Consider the following 18,789-nt stretch of genomic DNA (forward strand, 5'->3'; position numbering starts at 1 on the left):
GAACGGTTAGATGGTCGCCAGCGGGTGCGCCGCGTTGCGAAGGGCTTGGGGCGTGGCACCGAAGGTACGAAGGAAACTGCGCCGCATTCGCTCGCGATCGCCAAATCCCGTCTCGCGAGCAATTTCCTCGATTGGCAGCCGGCCTTGCTCGAGCATGAACCTCGCGGCCTCGAGGCGCAGGTTTTCAATTGCCTTCGCCGGCGAAAGGCCGGTCTCTGTCCGGAACACGCGACTAAATTGTCGAGGGCTTAGTCGGGCGGCATCGGCCAACAACTCGACCGTCAGCGGTTCGCGAAGGTTCTGCTTTGCGAAGGCCAGTGCAATTTGAACGCGATCAGATTTGGCATCGAGCTGCAGCATCGCGGAATGCTGCGATTGACCGCCGGCGCGGCGATGATGGACGACAAGCACCCTCGCGGTGCGTTGCGCTGCCTGCTGGCCTAAGTCGCGTTCAATAAGACCGAGCGCGAGATCAATCCCGGCCGTCATCCCAGCGGACGTCCACACGGGACCGTCGGCAATGAATATCCGATCCATTTCGACGGTGATCTTGGGGAATCGCCTGCCAAGTTCCTCGGCACGCAACCAGTGCGTGGTTGCGCGCCGGCCGTCCAGAATGCCCGCTTCCGCCAGCGTGAACGCTGCAATGCAGACTGAGGTGATACGCCTTGTCGTTGATACGGCCTCGCGCAAATAGGCAACCGTGCGTGGCGATGGCGGCACCAAATCCGGCGCCGAGCCCACCATGAGCGTGTCAAAACTGCTCTCGCCCAGCGGTTCGGTATTCATCGTCCAGCCGAGCGAGTTTGTAAGTGGCTCACCCGTTTCCGACAGAATTCGGAGATCATAGAAGCGCTCGCCGGCAACGAGATTGGCTGCTTCAAATGCCGAGATCGGCGCGAAGCTCATCACGCTGAAGCCTTTCGGCAAGAGGAGCCCAAGCCGCGGAATAGTGGCCTCCCAATCGGCGGACAGGTAACTTCGGGTGGTCGCCAGGACATGGGGTCGAGCGCCCCGACGTTCAAGCCAAACGAGGATTTCTACTCGAATCCGGACGCTGCCGCAGGACATATTTGCCTCCATTCGGGACATTTCCCGAGTGGTTCGAACGGTTCGCGCACGATGGTGGCGACGTCTGATCGGCGTGTCTTTAATCGCGGCATCTCCGACCTTTGTGGAACTGATGGTGCCATATAGAAGTCACCGGCGACATTGCTGCGGAGTGTTTGAACCTTCCCGTTGTCCAGGGGGCGTGCTCCGGGAGCTTGCGATGGATCCCTACAGACAGGTGGTTTTGGCGGCGCGGCCGAAGGGCTTACCTCGGGCGGCTGATTTTCGTCTGGAAACCGGTCCAATGCCCGAGCCGCTTGAGGGACAGGTTCTCGTGGCGACGAAGTTTCTTTCGCTGGATCCCTACATGCGCGGACGCATGAACGACGCCGAGTCCTATGCCCCACCAGTCAACGTCGGCGGTGTTATGGAGGGGGAGGTCGTCGCTGAGGTCGTTCGTTCGCGGCATCCATCCTTTAGCCGTGGAGAGCTTGTCCAGGGGCGGATCGGCTGGCGCACACATGCGGCGGTCGCACCGCGAGACCTGCAAAGGGTGGAGACCGGGCTTAACCCTCCCGAGACCTCACTGGGTGTCCTGGGAATGCCTGGGTTCACTGCCTATGCAGGCCTTCAGGCCATCGGGCAACCCAAACCAGGAGAGACAGTCGTCGTCTCGTCCGCGGCAGGCGCAGTTGGATCCGTGGTCGGTCAACTGGCCCAACTAGCGGGCGCCCGCGCCGTCGGCATCGCCGGAGGCGCGGCAAAGTGCGCGTACGTGCGCGACGAGCTTGGATTCGACGCCGTCGTTGACCACAAGGCCCTCGGCCTCTCAAAGGCGCTCGCGGCTGCATGCCCCGACGGGATCGACGTCTACTTCGAGAACGTTGGCGGACCGACCTGGAACGCGGTCTTGCCGCTCCTGAACCGCTACGCCCGCGTTCCTGTCTGCGGCTTGATCGCTCATTACAACGGGGACGCACCGGTCGAGCCGAATTCTGTCGCGGAGACGATGTTGGCGATCCTCCGGCGAAGCCTGCTGATCAGGGGCTTCATCAACACTGAATTCGCGCCACAACTCTATCGAGCTTTCCTCGCGGAGATAACCCCGTTGGTCCACTCTGGACGCATTCGCTATCGGGAGCATGTTGTCGAGGGCTTGGACGCGGCCCCACAGGCATTCATCGGCATGCTCGAGGGACACAACCTTGGCAAAACGCTTGTCCGGGTTTCCTGACGCGGGAGGGCGGTCGGGCGCACCATTGAGAAGAGAGGGGGATTCCGCCGGCCTCGCCGAGTCGGCCGTCTTATCCGGCTATCAGCGACGCCACTTCTTGCGGATGTGACAGCATCGCGACATGGTTGGCGGCAACCTCAACAACCGCCGCGTTGAGGCGCTTGGCCATGCTCCGCTGCAGGGCGGGCTGGATGGCGCGGTCGTTCGTTGCGACGAGATAGCGACACGTCTTGCCGCGCCATGCCGGCGCGGACACTGTTCCACCCAACGCAGCACCTGCTGTTGGCGACTGGGCGGAGTAGAGGACCAGCTTTTCCGTGTCGGTCAGATCCTGCGCAAAGGAGTCGCTCACGCCCGATTGGGTGAGCTTCAGATACCCCTCCGCGTCAGGGCGGACTTCCGCACCCAGCGGCGCGGGCTCGACGCTCGCACCGAGAGATCCTGCCGACTCACCCGCGTCCGGGGCGAAGGCCGCGATGTACACGAGTGCCTCGACCTTCGGGTCGTTTCCGGCCTCGGAGATGACGGCGCCGCCATAGGAGTGGCCGGCCAGGATGATTGGACCCGCCGTAAGCGCGATAGCCCGCTTAACCGTCGCCACGTCGTCGCCGAGTGACGTCAGGGGAAGCTGCACGGCGGTGACCGAGTGACCTCTGGCGGCAAGGAGCGGGATCACCTTCGCCCAGCTCGACCCGTCTGCCCAAGCACCGTGCACTAGAATTACATCTGGTGACTTCGCCATATCGTCCTCACCCAGTGCGTTCGATTGCCTCGCCTCGGTACTGCTTGGCCGCGGAGGGTACTGATTTTCAACACCGGGGCACATGTCAGAATTGCCGCTTATTCGGCCAATTCGAGTCACGCCGACGGAGCTCGATAAGGCTGTCACCTGGCCGTGGAGGATTCGGTCGCAACCCGAAGCGCTTCCTCGCAGCGATGCGTGCGGTGGCCGAAAAGGAGGCATCAACGACATGGCGTGATGAACTGGCGTGCGCCTAGGTTTGCGCGCGTGGCCGCATTGATGCGGTCCACGAGGCGGCGAACATCACATCGCCGGCCCGCTCTACGACGAGACGGAGGTGAACCGTGGCAGAGGATGCTGGGCCGCTGCGGGTTGTTGAAGAATCGCCCGCATACTGGCGAGTCGTGTTCGACTATCCGCCTTTCAACATCGTCGATGCCACGTTGTACCAAGCCTTGCAGGGCTTGCTGGCGCACATGGACGCGAGCCCCAGCCTGCGTGTCGTCGTCTTCGAAAGCGCAAATCCTGAGTTCTTCCTCGCCCACTTCGACCTGACCGGCAAGATCGGCAATATCACGACCGCGGTCGGACCTTCCGGGTTGCCGATCCTGACAGACACATTCGTGCGCATCACCAGATCTCCGGTGGCCAGCATCGCGAAGATTCGAGGCTGCGTCCGTGGGGTCAGCAGCGAATTCGTGCTCGCCTGCGATATGCGTTTTGCGTCGCGCGAGAACACGTCGCTGGGCCAACCGGAAGTCGGAGTTGGCTTGCATCCCGGCGGCGGCGGCACCGAGCGCCTCCCGCCTCTGGTCGGCCGCGGCCGCGCGCTCGAAATCGTTCTTGGCGCCAACGACTTCGACGGCGATACCGCGGCACAATATGGGTACGTCAACCGCGCGCTTCCGGATGAAGAGCTCGACGGCTTTGTCGATGCACTTGCACGACGGATCGCCACCTTCGATGCGCGCGCGATCGCGGCGGCAAAGCGTCTTATCAATCAGGTGTCATTGCCGTCCGCTGACAATCTTCTCAGCGCCCTCAACTCGTTTCAAACCGCATTAACCTGGCCTGAGACGCTGCAGAGAGTTGAAGCCCTGCTTAAGCAGGGTCTCCAAAAGGACAGAAACTTCGAGAGCCAATGGCCCGCAATGCTCGGCTCGCTCCTTGAGAAATAGTTGCGACGGAGTTGCCGGTGGCGTTGGGGGGAGTGAACCGAAACGGCGAGGGTTGCGCGATGAAGCTCATGGTCAACGGACAGGAGCGGGTCCTGGAGGGGGTTGACCCTACGATGCCTCTCTTGTGGGCCATCCGAGACCTCCTTGGTCTGAAAGGAACGAAGTTCGGGTGCGGGCAGGCGCTCTGCGGCGCCTGCACCGTCCACATGGACGGGCAGCCAGTCCGTTCGTGCCAAACCGCTCTTGCCGATGTCGGAGACGGCAAAGTCACCACGATCGAAGCGATAGCCGGGCGCGTTGCGGAGGCTGTCAGGTCAGCGTGGATCAAGAACAACGTGCCTCAGTGCGGTTATTGCCAGTCCGGGCAGATCATGTCAGCGGTCGCATTGCTCGAGTCCAACCCGAAACCCTCGCGTGATGACGTCAACTCCGCGATGAGCGGAAACCTCTGTCGATGCGGCACGTATCCGCGAATTCGCGCCGCGATCGCAGACGCCTCGAATTCTCTCGGATAACAGTGAGTGCGCGGCCATGAACATGGAACAACACTGCTTAAACCATGGCGCTGGAGCATTGCTGAGCCGGCGGGCCTTCCTCGAGGGGGTCGGTACGACCACCTTTCTTCTCGCCTTCCAGCTCCCGATCGGCGGCGCCCGCGCGAAGGAATCACCGGCGCGCCCGGGTCAATTCAACGCCTTTCTTGCGATCGGCGAGGACGACATCGTTACGGCGATCGTTGCTCAAACCGAGGGCGGACAAGGGAACTCCACCGGGATGACTCAGGTGATCGCTGCGGAGCTGGGCGCCGCCTGGCCACAGATGCGATATCTGCTCACTACAGAACGACGGCCGGAATACATCAATCCCATGCTCTACGAGGGGCTTGTCCTCACTGCGGGGAGTTCTTCGATCCCGGGTTTCTACGGCGCGATGCGTCAGGCCGCTGCAGCCACGCGGGAAATGCTTGTCGCGGCCGCTGCGAGGCGATTGGGCGCAAGACCTGACGAGTTTTCCGTCGCCGAGTCCAAAGTCACGCATTCGCCATCTGCCCGCCATTTCACTTTCGGACAACTCGCCGCTGACGCAGCCAAGGAGCAAGTTCCCGCGAAACCTCAACTCCGCGCTCGAAACGAGCTTCATCTGATCGGTCAGCGGCTAGACCGGTTGGACGTGCCCGCGAAGGTCAATGGAAGCGCTCGCTTCGGATTGGACCTTGAAGCGCCGGACATGCTCTACGCGGCTGTCAGACACGGCCCAGCCTACGGGTCGACGGTGACGCAGATCGATGACGCCAAGGCCAAATCCATGCCGGGAGTCAGACTGGTCATGGCGGTGCCGCAAGGCGTCGCCGTCGTTGCTGACCAGTATTGGCAGGCCGCCAAGGCGTTGGCTGAGGTACGGGAGACCTATGCAAGTCATCCGAACAGCGAAGCCTCTTCCGCAACGGTCGAGGCTGCGCTGCGACGGGGATTGGAGCAGCCCGGCGTTCCGACGATGGGAAGCCACGGAGATGTCCCCGCCGCCATGAAATCCGCCGCGAAAATCCTCGATGCGGAGTTTTCGATGCCATTCCTTTCGCACGCTTGCATGGAGCCGGTGTCATGCACCGCGCGGATCGGCGACCAAGTGGAGTTGTGGCTTTCCACTAAGTCTCCGAGCCTGGATGCCGGCCATGCGGCGCGCGCGCTCGGCATCGACCCGTCATCCATCGTGGTTCACAACGAGTATCAGGGCGGCGACTTCGGCCGACGCTCCGGCATGGAACACACGACCGAAGCGGTGCTGCTGGCGAAGGCGACCGGGCGGTCCGTGAAAGTCGTTTGGACACGCGAAGAGGACTTGAGGGTCGATCAGCACCGGACGGCATTCTTGGGCCACGCGCGCCTGGGACTCGGCGCTGACGGGATGCCGGTTGCTTACGAAGCGAAAATTGCTTGCGATGGACTTTGGCAGCGACTCTTTCCCTGGTTCTACGCCAAGAAGAAGCCTGTGGACCTGCCGACGTTTGACCTTGTAGGCAGCTCCTACGGCATTCCGAATGAGGCGGGAACCTACGTCAACGTTCCACTTCCCGTCCGAATCGGCGCCTTTCGCGGCAACAACGATACACACAACGGCTTCATGCTGGAGTCGATGATCGACGATGCGGCCCGCGAGGCGGGAATAGATCCGCTTACGTACCGCCGCAGACTACTCACAAAGGACGCGCGAAGTACCGCCGTACTCGACCGAGCCGCGGCAATTGCCGGCTGGGGCAAGACTGCTGCGGGCCATCATCAGGGCGTGGCGTTCTGGCAGTCAGACTTCTACCGTTGCCGGCTCGCCGTGATTGTGGAGGTCTCCGGAACGGCCGACGCCCTCAAGGTGGAACGGCTCGTCGGCGTCTGTGACTCCGGTCTCGCAATCAACCCGATGCTCGCTGAGCGAGCGGTCGAAGCGGGAATGATTTTTGGCCTGAGCAATGCGATGAGCGAGCGCATCACGCTCTCGGGTGGAGCGCCCGAGCAGACCAACTTCGATACCTATCAGCTTCTCCGGATCGACCAGGCTCCCGACATCACCGTCGAGATCATCTCTGTCGGCGATGAGCCCGGCAGCTTCGGCGAGGTCGGCACGATGCCGATCTGTTCGGCTCTGGGCAATGCGATCGTCTCCGCAACCAGCAAGCGCATTCGGACCACGCCCTTCGGCGGCAATGGAGTCACCTTCGTTTGATGGGTCGAGACCGCTGGCCTGGGTGACTTAAGCAATGGGAGATGAAGCATGAAAGATGCAGCTTTCTACGTCATTCTTACGGCCGCGCTCCTCGCAGAATCTGGCGCTGCGGCAGCGCAGGACAGCGCGGCAGGCAAAGCCGTGTTTGGAAAATGCCAAGCTTGTCACGCTGTCGGTACGGGGGCCAAGAACAAGTTGGGCCCTGAGCTCAACGGGTTGGCTGGCCGCAAAGCCGGAGCAGTCGCGGGATACCAGTATTCACCCGCGTTGAAAACCTCTGGCTTCGCCTGGGATCAAGCAAGCTTCGCCGCCTTCATGCAGAACCCGAAAACGAAAATTCCCGGCAACAAAATGGTTTTCGCGGGCATGAAAGATCAGGCCGAAATCGCGAGCCTATGGACCTATTTCACACGGTTCAACGCGGATGGTAGCTCCAAGTGAGAAACGTGCGATCCATCGCGATCTCCTCCTCATCATCCAAGAAGATCGTGCCTGGCGTCTTGACCAGATAGAGACGCCTGATATGCGCCGATCGCAACAACTAGGGAATATGGCATTGGTCGATCAAACAAGTCTGGGGTTACGTTCGCTGGTGAAGCAGGACGGATCACTCGAACTATCGCTCGCTCAGGTGACCGTGTCGCCGCCGAAGAACGACGAGGTGATCGTTCGCGTCGAGGCCACGCCGATCAATCCTTCCGACCTCGGGCTCTTGCTCGCGGGCGGCGACGTCAGTTCAGCGAAGGTATCGGGAAAAGGCAGCCAGACGGTGCTCACGGCGCCGATTGCGCCCGTGGTGATGCGCGCGCTTGTCGCGCGAATCGGCAAGCCGATGCCCGTCGGTCTGGAAGGAGCAGGCGTCGTGATAGGCGCCGGCGCGTCGCGCGAAGCCCAGGCGCTGATCGGGAAGACCGTGTCGACCTTTGTCGGGGGGATGTATGGACAACTCCGGAAAGTCAGGGCCGCCGACTGCTTGGTTTTGCCCGCCGGAATCAAGCCGGAAGAGGCGGCGTCCGCCTTCGTCAATCCGCTGACCGCGCTTGGTATGGTGGAGACCGCGAGAAGGGAGGGACACAAGGGCCTGGTGCATACGGCAGCGGCGTCGAATCTCGGCCAAATGCTAAACCGACTCTGCCAGGCGGATGGGATTCCACTGGTGAACATCGTCCGCAGCGAAGAGCAAGTCCAGATATTGAAGAGCCTTGGGGCAAAGCATATCGTCAACTCGGCGCAGGCAAGCTTCAGGGACGATTTGATCTCGGCTCTCAAGGCGACGGGCGCAACCCTCGCCTTTGACGCCATCGGCGGAGGCAAGCTCGCCGGCCAGATCCTCAATGCGATGGAGGCGGTCGCTGCCGGCGCGTCCGCAGATACGTACAACATGTACGGTTCTTCCGTTCACAAGCAGGTCTACGTCTATGGTACCCTCGATCCCTCGCCGATTGAGCTGGCGCGTGGCTCCGGCATGGTGTGGGGTATCGGCGGCTGGCTGCTCTTTCACTTCCTGACCAAGGTGGGTCCGGAGGTGGAGGCCCGGTTGAAAGCACGGGTTGCCAGTGAAATCAGGACGACCTTTGCCAGCCGCTACAGCCGCACCATCTCCCTGCTTGAGGCGCTCGATCCCGACGTCATCGCGGCCTACGGCCGCCGGGCGACGGGTGAAAAATTCCTGATCAACCCGAACCTGGCCATCGAGTAGGCCGTCGATCCCCAGTTCCACGCATAAGCGCTTTCCTTCCCTATTCAATGGTAGCCGAAGTCGACAAGGTCGCGCCCGGCGAGTGGACCGCCCGCCTGCTGCAAGCGCCCGCCGGCCACGAGGCCGCCAAGATGAATAGGCGCGAAGCCGAAGCTGGCGATCAGATTCTTCACGAATTCGACAGGCTCCGCGTGATCCCCGGACACGAAGATGACACGGCGGCCACCGTCCTTTGCGGGCCCTTGGTTGAAGCGTTCAATGACGATCGAATTGAACGCCTTCACGACTCGGGCGCCGGGAGCCAACGCAGCGACCACTTCGCTCGCGCCCTTGTCACCAAGGTCCGCCAGCACAAGTTCGGGGCTGTACGCGCTGAACGGGTTCGTCGCATCGATGAGGACCCGTCCGTTCCACGGCGGCAGGCCTCGAAGCGCACCCTCGACATTCGGCCAGGGGACGGCAAACAGGACATAGTCAAGGCTCGCTGCCTCCGCAGCCGCGGCGGCCGATGCACCGTTGCCGAGCTCGGCGACGACGTCGGCAAGGGAGTCCGCGCCGCGCCTGTTGCTCAGCACCACTTGATGGCCAGCCTTCAAGGCTTCTCGCGCGAACCCAAGCGCGACCGGGCCGGCACCGATCGTTCCGAACTTCATGATGCTGCTCCTCGCTCGCCGGTGAAGTCAAAGAGAACCACGCCATTCCGGCTTGGCCGGCCCACATGCGCGACTGCGTCGGCAATCCGCGATGGCGGGTAGCTCGCTGCGACCTCGAACAACTGGGGCTCGAGCGCGAGTCGTTGCGCGAGGACGACATCAGCTTGGCGTATGTCGGCCGGCTGTTGCATCCATTGTCCGAGGAACACACCCTTGAGCGTCAGGGCGCGGGGCGCAAACAGCCGGATATCGCTCGCTTCGCCGCCAAGTGAGCCGAAATTGATGACCGTCCCGGTCCCTTCAGCCAAGAGGTCAGCGACGTCGCCGAGCAGGGCGCCGCCGACACTGTCGATCGCGATGTGAATCTTCGTACCCTCGGCGGCGGCCCTCGCACGCTCCTTCCAGCCGGCTGCGTCCGTCGCAAGGATCGGCGAGCTGGGCAGGAGCTCGGCCAGCTTCTCCGCGCCCACTTCGCTTCGCACCAGCCGGATGACTTTCACGCCTCGGTCGGTCAGGAGCTTACCTAGAAGCCGCCCGACGGCAGATCCCGCGGCGGTCAGCAGCACGACAACGCCAGCGCGCGAGTCTGGGGGCACCGATTCATGCGCCGTTCTGATCGCGGTGAGCGCCGTGGCGGTGTTGATCAGGAGTTGCGCGCCGATTTCGTCCGGAATCGTGTCCGGCAACGGCGTCACGGACCCGACCGGAACGACCACTTCGTCACGCCACGAGCCAGGCGCAGGAAAGAACGCGACCCTGAGTCCTTGCCTTAATCCCAGGCTTGTATCGACGCGCGCCCCGACTTCGCTGACGACACCGGCACCTTCAAATCCTGGGACCCGCCCGCCTGGCCCGATCGACGGCGGTGTGCCGAACGCGGGCGATCCCATGACGCCCAGCAAATCGCCGGGATGGATCGGCGCGCAGGAAACGCGGACCCGAACCTGGTTTGGCCCAAGTGGCTCGGACGAGCCTTCTTCAGCCCGAAGCAATTCTGACGGCTGTCCGAGCTCGTGGTGGACGATCCTCCGCATTTGAACCTCCAGCTGCTAAGCGCCGGACGTCAGATCACCCCGGCGCGCTTTTGACGAAATTCGAAAGACGTCGGCCTCACGTGCCACAAAGATATGCGCGCCGCGGGGCCAACAGATAACTTCCGCCTGGCGGCGCCTTCCATGTCATTGTTGCCTCCATTTCGGCCATCTAGTCCCAAGCCGAACGAAATAAGCGGCAACCGGAGGCGCGCATCGGCGCGAGCCAGCGCGATGCGGTCCAGATCGCAGTGAACCTGGTCCGGCAAATGGTTCGCCTGACTATGCCGTGCGTGGCCGTCTGAAGTGCGTAGCCGTATCCGACTTTGCTTTGAAAGCACGTCCCGAAAGGAGGCATCTGTGTCCTCACCCAATGATCGCTCTCGCAAGTACGGTGGTGCCGCGTCGTTTCGCAAACGGAGAGTTGTCGCGGAATGTCCCATTGCTGCGATCCAGGCAATTGCGGCCACGAGGAACGAGCGGGGTAGCGATGGTAAAAGGTGGAGGAATCGAACATGCGTGCGGCGTTCATCACGGGTTACGGCGACAATTCGGTAGTGGGGTCTGGGGAGATTGCCGATCCCACTCCCGGCGCGGATGAGGCACTGATCGAGGTGCGGGCGGCGGGGACCAACCCGGTCGAAATCCCGATGAGGGAGGGGCATTTCAAAGCTACGCTTCCCTTCAGTTTCCCGCAGGTCATGGGTTACGACATTGCGGGTGTGGTCGCATCGGCGCCCACGGGCTCCACGTTCGTGGCGGGCGATGAGGTCTACGCTCGGCTACCTAACCGCCGGCTTGGTGCTTATGCCGAGCGTGCCATTGTTCCCGTTGGTTTCCTGGCCCGCAAACCTCGATCTCTTTCCTTTGAAGAAGCCGCGAGTCTCCCGACGGTCGCACTGACGACCTGGCAAGCGTTCGTAGAGAGGGCGCAACTCAAGTCAGGCGAGCGCGTGCTGATACAGGCTGGAGCCGGGGGTGTCGGCGCCTTCGCAATCCAACTCGCGAAGCACATGGGCGCCTTTATCGTCGCGACCGGAGGTCCAAATAGCCAGGATTTCATGGCGAAGCTCGGGGCCGACCGTACGATCGACTATACACGTGAAAAGTTCGAAGACGCCGGGCCTTTCGATGTCGTCTACGATGGCGTTTGCGGACCGCTGATTGAGCGCGGGATCGACGCCCTGCGTGAAGGCGGCCGTTATGTCGGTCTGGTTCGTGTTGCGGACGCTCGGTCCTATCGCGAGATCGGTCTTCCGGCAGCGATCGCCGAGCAGGCCGCGGCAGGCGTCCGACTTTTGGTCGAACGAGCCAGCGCCCGCAAGGCAAGTTTCCACGGCCCCCTCACGCGCCCTGACGGCGCCCAGTTGGCGGAAATCGCGCAGGTTGTCGACAGCGGTGCCATCCGTGCCACGGTGAGCAAGACCTACAGGCTCGATGAACTCGCCTCTGCGTACGAGGTGCTCGCCGGGGGACATGCGCGCGGGAAACTCGTCATCGTACCTTGATGACGGATCACGAGAGGGAAGCACCGATGACCGAGATTGATCGGCGGACCTTCATTGCCGTCATCGGGGTCGCAGCCGCCACTCTGGCGCCCCTCGGATCGGCAAACGCTTCGCGGACCAATCCAGCAACAGACAACGCGAAAGGAAACAAAATGAGCAACGTGACGACCAGGATCACCATCGATAAGCAGGTGCCGGGATTTTGGCGTGTGACGCTCAATCATCCGCCAATCAACACGGTCGACGATCAGATGTACGACGAGATCTTCGACCTCGTCGAAGCGATCGAGGCCGAGCCGTCCCTCAAGGTCGTGACCTTCGAGAGCGCAAATCCGGACTACTTCCTCGCCCATTATGGCGTGGGAGAATCGACCAGCCGTTTCGGCAAGCCGCGTTGGATCGAGGCGGCGACCAGGCTTAGCCACAGCAATGTTCTCAGCATCGCTGTGATCCGTGGCCGGGCGCGCGGCGGCGGAAGCGAGTTCGCGTTGGCCTGCGACCTGCGCTTTGCCAGCCGGGAGAAGGCTATCTTTGGTCAGCCGGAGGTCGGCTTCGGCATGATTGCAGGCGGGGGCGCGCTTGCGCGCCTGCCCCTTCTGGTCGGGCGATCGAGGTCAATCGAGATCGCGCTTGGCGGAGATGATTTCGATGCCGAGATGGCTGAGAGATATGGCTGGATCACCCGCGCCATCCCGGACGCGAAGCTCGACGGCTTCGTCGCCAATTTCGTGCGCCGGATTCTGTCATTCGATAGCCAGGCGCTGAATGCCACCAAGGCGATCCTCAATCAATCCGGCTTGCCCACCCAGGTCGCGCTTCAATCGACGCAAGCGACCTTCGGGGGGCTCTTGAGGTCTCCGGCAGCGGCCCAAAAGATGACCAAATCCCGTGAACGCGGCCTTGGGACCGCCGGCGAATTCGAGCTCGACCTCGGTCGCCAGATCGGGGACCTGTAGCCAGGTGGATTCGGTGAAGTCGGCGTTCGCCCGCCCGGGCTTCCGTTAGCGCGCGCTCTGGCTGGCCGCCAACGGCCTTGGCCGGCGCGCGAGTTGGAGCTGAACACGATCAAGGAGGGGAGCGACTATGCAGGCTAACAAACTGTTTGATCTCGGCGGAAAGGTTGCGCTGGTGACTGGCGGATCGCGCGGCATCGGATTCCAGATGGCCGAGGCGCTCGGCGAGATGGGCTGCAAGCTGGCGATCAGCGCGCGAAAGCAGATCGAACTCGATGCCGCATCGGCCGCTCTGCGGAAGGCAAACATCGAAGTCCTGACCGTCGCCAACGACCTCGGTACTGCGCCCGCCGACGCGGCAGCGAGCCTCGTTGGCGCGGTGCTCGACCACTATGGCAAGATCGACATCCTCGTCAACAATGCGGGTACGGTGTGGGGCGCCTCGGCCATCGAGCACAGCCCGGAAGCCTGGCGCAAGGTGATGGGGCTGAACGTCGATGCGTGTTTTCACGTTGCGCGCGAGGTCGCGCGCCGCTCTGATCCCCAATAACTCCGGCAAGATCATCAACATCGCGTCGATCGCGGGGTTCGGCGGTTCCCGCCCCGACGGCGGGGTCTTCTCGGTCGCCTACAATACGAGCAAGGGGGCGTTAATTACGCTCACCCAGGCGCTCGCGACCGAGTGGGGCAGACACAACATCAACGTCAACGCCATCTGTCCGGGCTATTTCCCGACGAAGCTGTCGGCCGGGCTGGCGGAACGGGCCGATGAGATCGCGAAGGTCACGCCGCTGGGCCGCGCTGGCGGTGACTACGATATCAAGGGCTCGGTCGTGTTTTTCGCCTCTGAAGCGTCACGCCACGTCAGCGGTCAGGCGCTTGCGATCGACGGCGGCGGTTCCGCCGTAATCCTGAATTGACGGGGTTGTCTCGGATCATCTCCTCGCATCCTCGCAATCGAAGCGTAAGAAGGAAGCGGTTGAAATGGATATCGGGATAATCGGGGCCACGGGCAATATCGGGCAGCGCGTGGTTCGAGAGGCGCACGGTCGCGATCATCGGGTTACCGGATTCACGCGAGACCCAGCGAAACTGCAGGGCGCTGACCCCGACATCAGCTGGAAGGCGATCGACGTGCTCGACGCCGGTTCGGTGCGTCGCGTCATCGGTGGGCTCGACGTACTCATCAGTCTCTACCAGCCCGGCAACGCGGCGAAGGACTTCGGTGCCTCGGTCGCACGTGCGATCGCGGATCCCTCCGTCTATGTGACCCGCCGCAAAGGCCCTTTTGTCCGCTCTCGAGTATCATCCGCGGACACGGCTGATTGTGGTGGGAGGCGCTGGCAGCTTGGAAATTCGTCCGGGCGTGACAAATGCCGATTCTCCAGAAGAGCTGCGGCGGGGCCTCGAGCTTTTGGGCCTTCCAGGCGACTATGAGGCCGCGGTGCGCGGTCATCGCGACGCTCTGAATGTCTATCGAATGTCGAATCGGCTCTGGACCTATTTCAGCCCGGCGGGCTCAATTTACGCCGGCGGGCGCACGGGCCGATTCAGACTGGGCGGCGATCAACTCCTCGTCGACGCGAACGGGCGGAGCCGCATTTCATTCGAGGACGCTGCCGTGGCCCTGATCGACGAGGCAGAGCTTCCACGGCACATCCAGCGCCGCTTCACCATCGGTTATTGAGACCAAAACGCATCCATTCTGTCGCTCAGGTCAGCCGGATGTCCGGCAGCTTAGCGGAGGATCATCCCCGCCCATGCGCTGATCCTTGGTCCGACTGATCGCTTGCGCCCGACGCAAATCGAACGTGTAACCTTTGCCTTCAGCGTCGAATTTTTGTTCGGATTGCTGACTCGCTCGAATGCGCGGGCCCGGAGTCTTTATCGGATCGCGCATATCGCGCTGTAAAATAAGAAAAAACTGGCGCGCCCGACACGATTCGAACGTGTGACCTTTGCCTTCGGAGAGCAAGGTTCACGCCACAGCGAAGGGAAACGCGACCAAGCCAGAAATGCAGGTGGCCGCGAAGGAGAGGTGGGGTGCGGACCTCGGTGAGGATGAGGCTGATGCCGCTTGGACCGGCGCCTTCGCGTTAGATGCCGGCCTTTTCACCTAACGCGAGCTGAGCCCTAGGCTTCCTGAAGAAATCGATATCCAGATGAGCCTCCTGGGAAAGATGCTTCGCCACAAAACTCAACTCGGTTTTGTCTGTTCCCCAGGCGTAACGCTGGGCTCTTCTGATGACGTGTTTATTGACCGACTTGACCAACTCACGGTTAGGGATGGCGCGCAACCTATTCGCCTGCTCCCTCGTGTTCGTGGCTAGGAAAAGGCGCGTCGGGCTTATCGGTAGTAAAAGGTAGGAGTGTGGGTGGGCAAGTCCATGTTCGAAGATGACGGGTCTGTCTGAGGTAAACAGCTTGCGCCCGACCTTGGTAACATCGATTGTCCACCACTCCATCTCATTAATTCGGCTTCCGATGGTGGTGTTGTCGATTTGGTCCATTGTAAACCGCAGACCAACCCGTTCCGCGGATGATGCGATGCGGTCGATGTAATCAGTGTCGCCAGGCTTCTTCGCTCGATTGTACTCTTCCACGCGGTTATCGTAATCATGAAGCCAAAAGTCCTCTAGAAACTTCCTGGCTTCCCTAACGCGCTCTGGATTTCGAAATATCAGGCCGGTTACAAAGCGCGACCAGGCACTCCGTGAAGGCACAGTCCAGGCCGGCGTATCTTCACCTAGCAACACATCGAGCGCTTTTTTGGCGAGGCTGTCCACCTGAGCCATGAATTTGCGCTCGACGGCCTCAGACAGGTCTTCAGGCACGCCGGTTAGACGGTATAGGCCGCGCTCATATCCCGTTCCCTTTGGGCCTGTTGGACGCACCGAGACTTCCGAACGGCCATTGGGTCTACTGAACTCATAAAGGCGGCCGTTGCCGTCTGCCCATTGTGATAGATAAAGCACCGGGATGTAGTGGTGCTTCGGAAGCTTTGTTGGACCTTTGGCCATGTTCGGAATTAATAGCTCAGTAGCATTCTACGGGAAGATGCTGGAAGACTACGACGATTTTGTCGAGCAATCTGGCTCCCCGCGACACGCCATCAACTGCATGCTGTCAGCGTACCACATGGCAGAATGGATTTGGGGCGATCGGCTTCAGACCGACTACGCTACATGGAAAGCGCTGGGAATTAGAGATAGAGAGTCGTTCCTTGCGTGGGTCGACAAGTCCCAAATTTGGTTCAAGATCACGCAAGCGGTCGCCAACGGCAGCAAGCACTTCGCCAGTAAACTGGCCAAAACCAAATCTTCTCCTAGCTATGTCGAGGATGGGTACGTCGAAGATGGATACCAAAAGCGCCTGCTTGAGGTCGAAGTGAAGAGGGCCGTTGGATTGAAGCCGTCATCGTAATTGAAGACGTTGTTATGTTCTGGAGGGATTTCTTTAAGCAGTACCGGCCGCAGGAAAAGCTTCCTCAGCCGAGAAATCCCTTCACTGTGATGCCGGATTAGATTGCAGCATCTCGACCTTGGCTTCAGCCTGGCGAAAGTCTGCTGCGTCCTTAAGCGGAGATCCTCGGGCTATGCGGACCGATCGATGACGTTCAGAATCGGGATCATTTCGGACACGCACGGGCTGTTGAGGCCCGAGGCCGAGCGCCGTTTGACCGGCGTCGATCAAATCATTCACGGCGGAGATATTGGGCATCCCGACATCATCGGCGCGCTTCGCAAGATTGCGCCGGTCGCCGCGATTAGAGGAAATGTGGACACCGGTGATTGGGCGGGCGAATACGCCGACACCGAACTCGTGCGGCTCGCGGGACGAGCCATCTTCGTGCTTCACGACCTCAAGACGCTGCAGATCGATCCAGTGGCCCTCGGCATAGACGTCGTTGTCTCCGGCCATTCGCACGTGCCGAAGGTCGATACGGTCGGCGGGGTGCTCTACTTGAATCCGGGAAGCGCAGGCAGGCGGCGTTTCAAGTTGCCGATCACGCTTGCGACGCTCGAGATCACGCCCGACTGCCTGCGACCGGTGATCCACGACCTCGAACGCGACTGAATCCCTCCCGAGGTCCTGGAGGGACCTCTACCTGGAGGGACCTCTACAAAGGGGGCGAATTGAGAAGGACGAACGCGGATCGGAGCAGAAGGCGACTAGTGCGGTCCCGAGGCGAGGCCTCTCTCGTCGGAGGAAACGGGCTCCGAGCGGCTTTCAGGGGCGCGGTCGGGTGCGAGGTGTCGAACCTGAAATGACGTCCACGTTCGGTCGTGAGCTGATGCGGTTGGCTTGGAAGCCCGGCCTCGGACCAGGGATCTAGAGTTCTGATCCTCTCTATCTTGGATGTCGCTCGATAGCGTCCGATAGGACGCCGGATCAGGACCAAATCGCACGCGGGCAAAACCGACACCAGCGCCCATCGGGCAGGGCGCCCGAGTCGGTGAATCATGAGTTAATTTTCCGGCAAATTTCGCCGCTTGGCGACCCCTCGACTCAGTCTATGACGTCTTCGTCGCACGAAAAATGCGGGTGCACGCAGATGCCGAATTCGAATGACGTCGCCAGCAACGAGATGCTTTGGGAGCGCGTCCTGTCCCTGCTCGTCGTGGGTGCCAGCGTGTTGGGGGGAAGCGCCGTGTTGCTGATAATGGCGTTACCACCAGTCCTTCACGGATTTCCATAGTGGCAGAACGAGTTTTGAGTGGCAGGCGAGCCAAGTTGAGCGTCGAACGAAACGTCCAACAATACGTCCAACACGAAAATAGGCCGAAGGCGTAAGTAATTGGAGTCGTTGACAGAAATCGACAGAAAAATTTGAGTCGGAGCGCTTCACCCGCTCTACGATTTTCCACGCCACTCTACGATTTTGTGCGATTTGGCACGCTCTTAAGCGCGCGTCTTCTCGCCGACGAGCCGTTTGAGATCAACCTCTCCTAGAAACCTATCCCGCTGTCTGCTTCTCCTTCGACGGAGGGGACGAGGTTCGCGGCGAGAAAGTCCACGAATGCTCTGAGCTTGGGAGCGAGATGCCGACTCGACGGCCACAGGACCCGAAGCGGTCCGGAGCGATCGGTGTAGTCGTCGAGCACAGTGACGAGCAGACCTTCACGAAGTTGCCTGCCTATGGCGAAGTCGGGCAGGTAGGCGATGCCCAGGCCTTGCTCGGCCAGATGGATCAGCGGCTCAAGCGTGCTTGCGACCGCCGTTTTCGGAAGTTCAATCTCGACGCCGGCTTGCTCGGGCGGCACGGGCCATTGCTCGAACCGTCTGCTGGTCGGAAACCTGTGGTGCAGGCAGGCATGAGCCTTGAGGTCATCAGGGGTTTTGGGAACACCTTTGGCCGCCAGATAGGCCGGCGCCGCCACCAGGCGCCGGAGATAGGTGCCCAAGGCGCGTGACATCAAGCGCGTGTCACCGGCATCGGCGAAGCGCACGACGGCGTCAAAACCCTCCTCGATCACATCGACGACGCGATCGCTGAAATCGAGATCCAGCATGATCTCGGGATAGGCCCGCATGAAAGCTGCGAGCGTCGGCATCATCAGCATGCCGGCCAATGGCAGGGCGACACGCAGCGTGCCGCGCGGGGCTTCGTGCGTCTGCGACAGTTCGAGCTCGGCCGCTTCGATTTCGGAAAAGATGCGCCGGCAGCGCTCGAGGAACAGGGCCCCTTCCGCAGTGAGTGCGATGCTGCGTGTGCTGCGATGGAGAAGGCGCACGCCGAGCCGTTCCTCCATCCGCGCCACTGACTTTCCGATCGCCGATGACGACACGCCGAGTTGCCGTCCCGCAACCGTGAAGCTTCGGGCTTCCGCCGCGTGAACGAAGGCATTGAGCGATCCCAGGCTGTCCATCGGTGAACCTCCATTTCGGACAATGGCGTCCGATATATTTGGAATTATGGCCTATTTTTCAAACGTCCGGGAGCGCGCATCTTGGGGCCAACGCCGCAACCGACCTCTCTCACAACACAGGGTTGGCGACGGCGGCCACAGAAATCTTTTCTTATC

Annotated in this window: 20 protein-coding genes; 14 read left to right on the plus strand and 6 right to left on the minus strand. The window is 61.5% G+C overall.

Translation table 11 applies throughout. The annotated features are described in order from the left end of the window. Positions 1-6: 6 nt before the first annotated feature. Positions 7-951, minus strand: coding sequence for a GlxA family transcriptional regulator (locus V1283_RS11635; protein ID WP_442895856.1), 945 nt, complete (start codon positions 949-951; stop codon positions 7-9). 319 nt (positions 952-1,270) lie between these two features. Between V1283_RS11635 and V1283_RS11640 the strand changes: the two genes are divergently transcribed. Further along, positions 1,271-2,284, plus strand: coding sequence for an NADP-dependent oxidoreductase (locus V1283_RS11640; protein ID WP_334386632.1), 1,014 nt, complete (start codon positions 1,271-1,273; stop codon positions 2,282-2,284). A 70-nt stretch (positions 2,285-2,354) separates the two neighbouring features. Here V1283_RS11640 and V1283_RS11645 read toward each other — a convergent pair whose 3' ends face one another. Next, on the minus strand, positions 2,355-3,026 hold the full coding sequence (locus V1283_RS11645) for an alpha/beta fold hydrolase (protein WP_334386633.1): 672 nt from the start codon (positions 3,024-3,026) through the stop codon (positions 2,355-2,357). A gap of 344 nt (positions 3,027-3,370) precedes the next feature. On the opposite strand from V1283_RS11645, the gene V1283_RS11650 reads away from it, so the two are divergent. The 5 genes from V1283_RS11650 (at position 3,371) to V1283_RS11670 (ending at position 8,618) form a co-directional block, all read left to right on the plus strand. Beyond that, positions 3,371-4,204 (plus strand): enoyl-CoA hydratase/isomerase family protein, encoded by an 834-nt coding sequence (locus tag V1283_RS11650; protein ID WP_334386634.1) that lies wholly within the window; start codon positions 3,371-3,373, stop codon positions 4,202-4,204. Positions 4,205-4,263: 59 nt separating this feature from the next. Beyond that, positions 4,264-4,719, plus strand: a complete 456-nt coding sequence (locus tag V1283_RS11655) for a (2Fe-2S)-binding protein (RefSeq protein ID WP_334386635.1) — start codon at positions 4,264-4,266, stop codon at positions 4,717-4,719. Positions 4,720-4,735: 16 nt separating this feature from the next. Next, entirely contained in the window at positions 4,736-6,919 is a 2,184-nt protein-coding gene (locus tag V1283_RS11660; protein WP_334386636.1) for a xanthine dehydrogenase family protein molybdopterin-binding subunit, read from the plus strand. Positions 6,920-6,967: 48 nt separating this feature from the next. Continuing rightward, a complete protein-coding gene (locus tag V1283_RS11665; RefSeq protein ID WP_334386637.1) occupies positions 6,968-7,360 on the plus strand; it encodes a c-type cytochrome in 393 nt (130 codons plus the stop codon). Positions 7,361-7,475: 115 nt separating this feature from the next. After that, a complete protein-coding gene (locus V1283_RS11670; protein WP_334386638.1) occupies positions 7,476-8,618 on the plus strand; it encodes a zinc-binding dehydrogenase in 1,143 nt (380 codons plus the stop codon). Positions 8,619-8,662: 44 nt separating this feature from the next. Here V1283_RS11670 and V1283_RS11675 read toward each other — a convergent pair whose 3' ends face one another. Together V1283_RS11675 and V1283_RS11680 are read right to left on the minus strand one after the other, a co-directional pair. Beyond that, positions 8,663-9,271: an NADPH-dependent F420 reductase gene (locus tag V1283_RS11675; protein ID WP_334386639.1), complete on the minus strand. Its 609-nt coding sequence runs from the start codon at positions 9,269-9,271 to the stop codon at positions 8,663-8,665. Beyond that, positions 9,268-10,305 (minus strand): zinc-binding dehydrogenase, encoded by a 1,038-nt coding sequence (locus tag V1283_RS11680; RefSeq protein WP_334386640.1) that lies wholly within the window; start codon positions 10,303-10,305, stop codon positions 9,268-9,270. Before V1283_RS11680 ends, V1283_RS11675 begins: the two co-directional genes overlap by 4 nt. Positions 10,306-10,817: 512 nt before the next feature. Here V1283_RS11680 and V1283_RS11685 point away from each other — a divergent pair. From V1283_RS11685 to V1283_RS11705, 6 genes are all read left to right on the plus strand, one after another. Next, complete coding sequence (locus tag V1283_RS11685) at positions 10,818-11,810, plus strand: NADP-dependent oxidoreductase (protein ID WP_334386641.1); 993 nt, start codon at positions 10,818-10,820, stop codon at positions 11,808-11,810. Between the two features lie 152 nt (positions 11,811-11,962). Next, positions 11,963-12,766, plus strand: a complete 804-nt coding sequence (locus V1283_RS11690) for an enoyl-CoA hydratase/isomerase family protein (protein WP_334386642.1) — start codon at positions 11,963-11,965, stop codon at positions 12,764-12,766. A gap of 127 nt (positions 12,767-12,893) precedes the next feature. Beyond that, a complete protein-coding gene (locus V1283_RS11695) occupies positions 12,894-13,313 on the plus strand; it encodes an SDR family NAD(P)-dependent oxidoreductase (RefSeq protein ID WP_334386643.1) in 420 nt (139 codons plus the stop codon). Next, a complete protein-coding gene (locus V1283_RS11700) occupies positions 13,261-13,683 on the plus strand; it encodes an SDR family oxidoreductase (protein ID WP_334386644.1) in 423 nt (140 codons plus the stop codon). The genes V1283_RS11695 and V1283_RS11700 overlap by 53 nt, the downstream gene beginning before the upstream one ends. Before the next feature lie 64 nt (positions 13,684-13,747). Then, positions 13,748-14,200 carry an NAD(P)H-binding protein gene (locus V1283_RS44665; protein WP_442895730.1) on the plus strand — a complete coding sequence of 151 codons (453 nt, stop codon included), beginning with the start codon at positions 13,748-13,750 and terminating at the stop codon, positions 14,198-14,200. Further along, positions 14,112-14,450: an NAD(P)-dependent oxidoreductase gene (locus V1283_RS11705; protein ID WP_334386645.1), complete on the plus strand. Its 339-nt coding sequence runs from the start codon at positions 14,112-14,114 to the stop codon at positions 14,448-14,450. The genes V1283_RS44665 and V1283_RS11705 overlap by 89 nt, the downstream gene beginning before the upstream one ends. A 409-nt stretch (positions 14,451-14,859) precedes the next feature. Here V1283_RS11705 and V1283_RS11710 read toward each other — a convergent pair whose 3' ends face one another. Next, entirely contained in the window at positions 14,860-15,783 is a 924-nt protein-coding gene (locus V1283_RS11710) for a DUF4238 domain-containing protein (RefSeq protein ID WP_334386646.1), read from the minus strand. Here V1283_RS11710 and V1283_RS11715 point away from each other — a divergent pair. Next, the gene (locus V1283_RS11715) at positions 15,782-16,186 is read left to right on the plus strand and encodes a hypothetical protein (RefSeq protein ID WP_334386647.1); all 405 of its coding nucleotides are present in this window, start codon (positions 15,782-15,784) and stop codon (positions 16,184-16,186) included. The genes V1283_RS11710 and V1283_RS11715 overlap by 2 nt on opposite strands. Positions 16,187-16,372: 186 nt before the next feature. Next, a complete protein-coding gene (locus V1283_RS11720) occupies positions 16,373-16,840 on the plus strand; it encodes a metallophosphoesterase family protein (RefSeq protein ID WP_334386648.1) in 468 nt (155 codons plus the stop codon). A gap of 872 nt (positions 16,841-17,712) precedes the next feature. On the opposite strand, the gene V1283_RS11725 is transcribed toward V1283_RS11720, so the two are convergent. Next, complete coding sequence (locus V1283_RS11725) at positions 17,713-18,633, minus strand: LysR family transcriptional regulator (RefSeq protein ID WP_334386649.1); 921 nt, start codon at positions 18,631-18,633, stop codon at positions 17,713-17,715. Positions 18,634-18,789 lie beyond the last annotated feature (156 nt).

Origin of the sequence: Bradyrhizobium sp. AZCC 2262 (assembly GCF_036924535.1) — a bacterium.
Lineage (GTDB): Bacteria > Pseudomonadota > Alphaproteobacteria > Rhizobiales > Xanthobacteraceae > Bradyrhizobium.

Bases quoted from the DNA above. Each gene is read 5' to 3' on its own strand.
- V1283_RS11640 (WP_334386632.1), top strand. From the start codon at position 1,271: ATGGATCCCTACAGACAGGTGGTTTTGGCGGCGCGGCCGAAGGGCTTA.
- V1283_RS11645 (WP_334386633.1), bottom strand. From the start codon at position 3,026: ATGGCGAAGTCACCAGATGTAATTCTAGTGCACGGTGCTTGGGCAGAC.
- V1283_RS11655 (WP_334386635.1), top strand. From the start codon at position 4,264: ATGAAGCTCATGGTCAACGGACAGGAGCGGGTCCTGGAGGGGGTTGAC.
- V1283_RS11660 (WP_334386636.1), top strand. From the start codon at position 4,736: ATGAACATGGAACAACACTGCTTAAACCATGGCGCTGGAGCATTGCTG.
- V1283_RS11665 (WP_334386637.1), top strand. From the start codon at position 6,968: ATGAAAGATGCAGCTTTCTACGTCATTCTTACGGCCGCGCTCCTCGCA.
- V1283_RS11675 (WP_334386639.1), bottom strand. From the start codon at position 9,271: ATGAAGTTCGGAACGATCGGTGCCGGCCCGGTCGCGCTTGGGTTCGCG.
- V1283_RS11680 (WP_334386640.1), bottom strand. From the start codon at position 10,305: ATGCGGAGGATCGTCCACCACGAGCTCGGACAGCCGTCAGAATTGCTT.
- V1283_RS11685 (WP_334386641.1), top strand. From the start codon at position 10,818: ATGCGTGCGGCGTTCATCACGGGTTACGGCGACAATTCGGTAGTGGGG.
- V1283_RS11690 (WP_334386642.1), top strand. From the start codon at position 11,963: ATGAGCAACGTGACGACCAGGATCACCATCGATAAGCAGGTGCCGGGA.
- V1283_RS11695 (WP_334386643.1), top strand. From the start codon at position 12,894: ATGCAGGCTAACAAACTGTTTGATCTCGGCGGAAAGGTTGCGCTGGTG.
- V1283_RS11700 (WP_334386644.1), top strand. From the start codon at position 13,261: ATGCGTGTTTTCACGTTGCGCGCGAGGTCGCGCGCCGCTCTGATCCCC.
- V1283_RS44665 (WP_442895730.1), top strand. From the start codon at position 13,748: ATGGATATCGGGATAATCGGGGCCACGGGCAATATCGGGCAGCGCGTG.
- V1283_RS11715 (WP_334386647.1), top strand. From the start codon at position 15,782: ATGTTCGGAATTAATAGCTCAGTAGCATTCTACGGGAAGATGCTGGAA.
- V1283_RS11710 (WP_334386646.1), bottom strand. From the start codon at position 15,783: ATGGCCAAAGGTCCAACAAAGCTTCCGAAGCACCACTACATCCCGGTG.
- V1283_RS11720 (WP_334386648.1), top strand. From the start codon at position 16,373: ATGACGTTCAGAATCGGGATCATTTCGGACACGCACGGGCTGTTGAGG.
- V1283_RS11725 (WP_334386649.1), bottom strand. From the start codon at position 18,633: ATGGACAGCCTGGGATCGCTCAATGCCTTCGTTCACGCGGCGGAAGCC.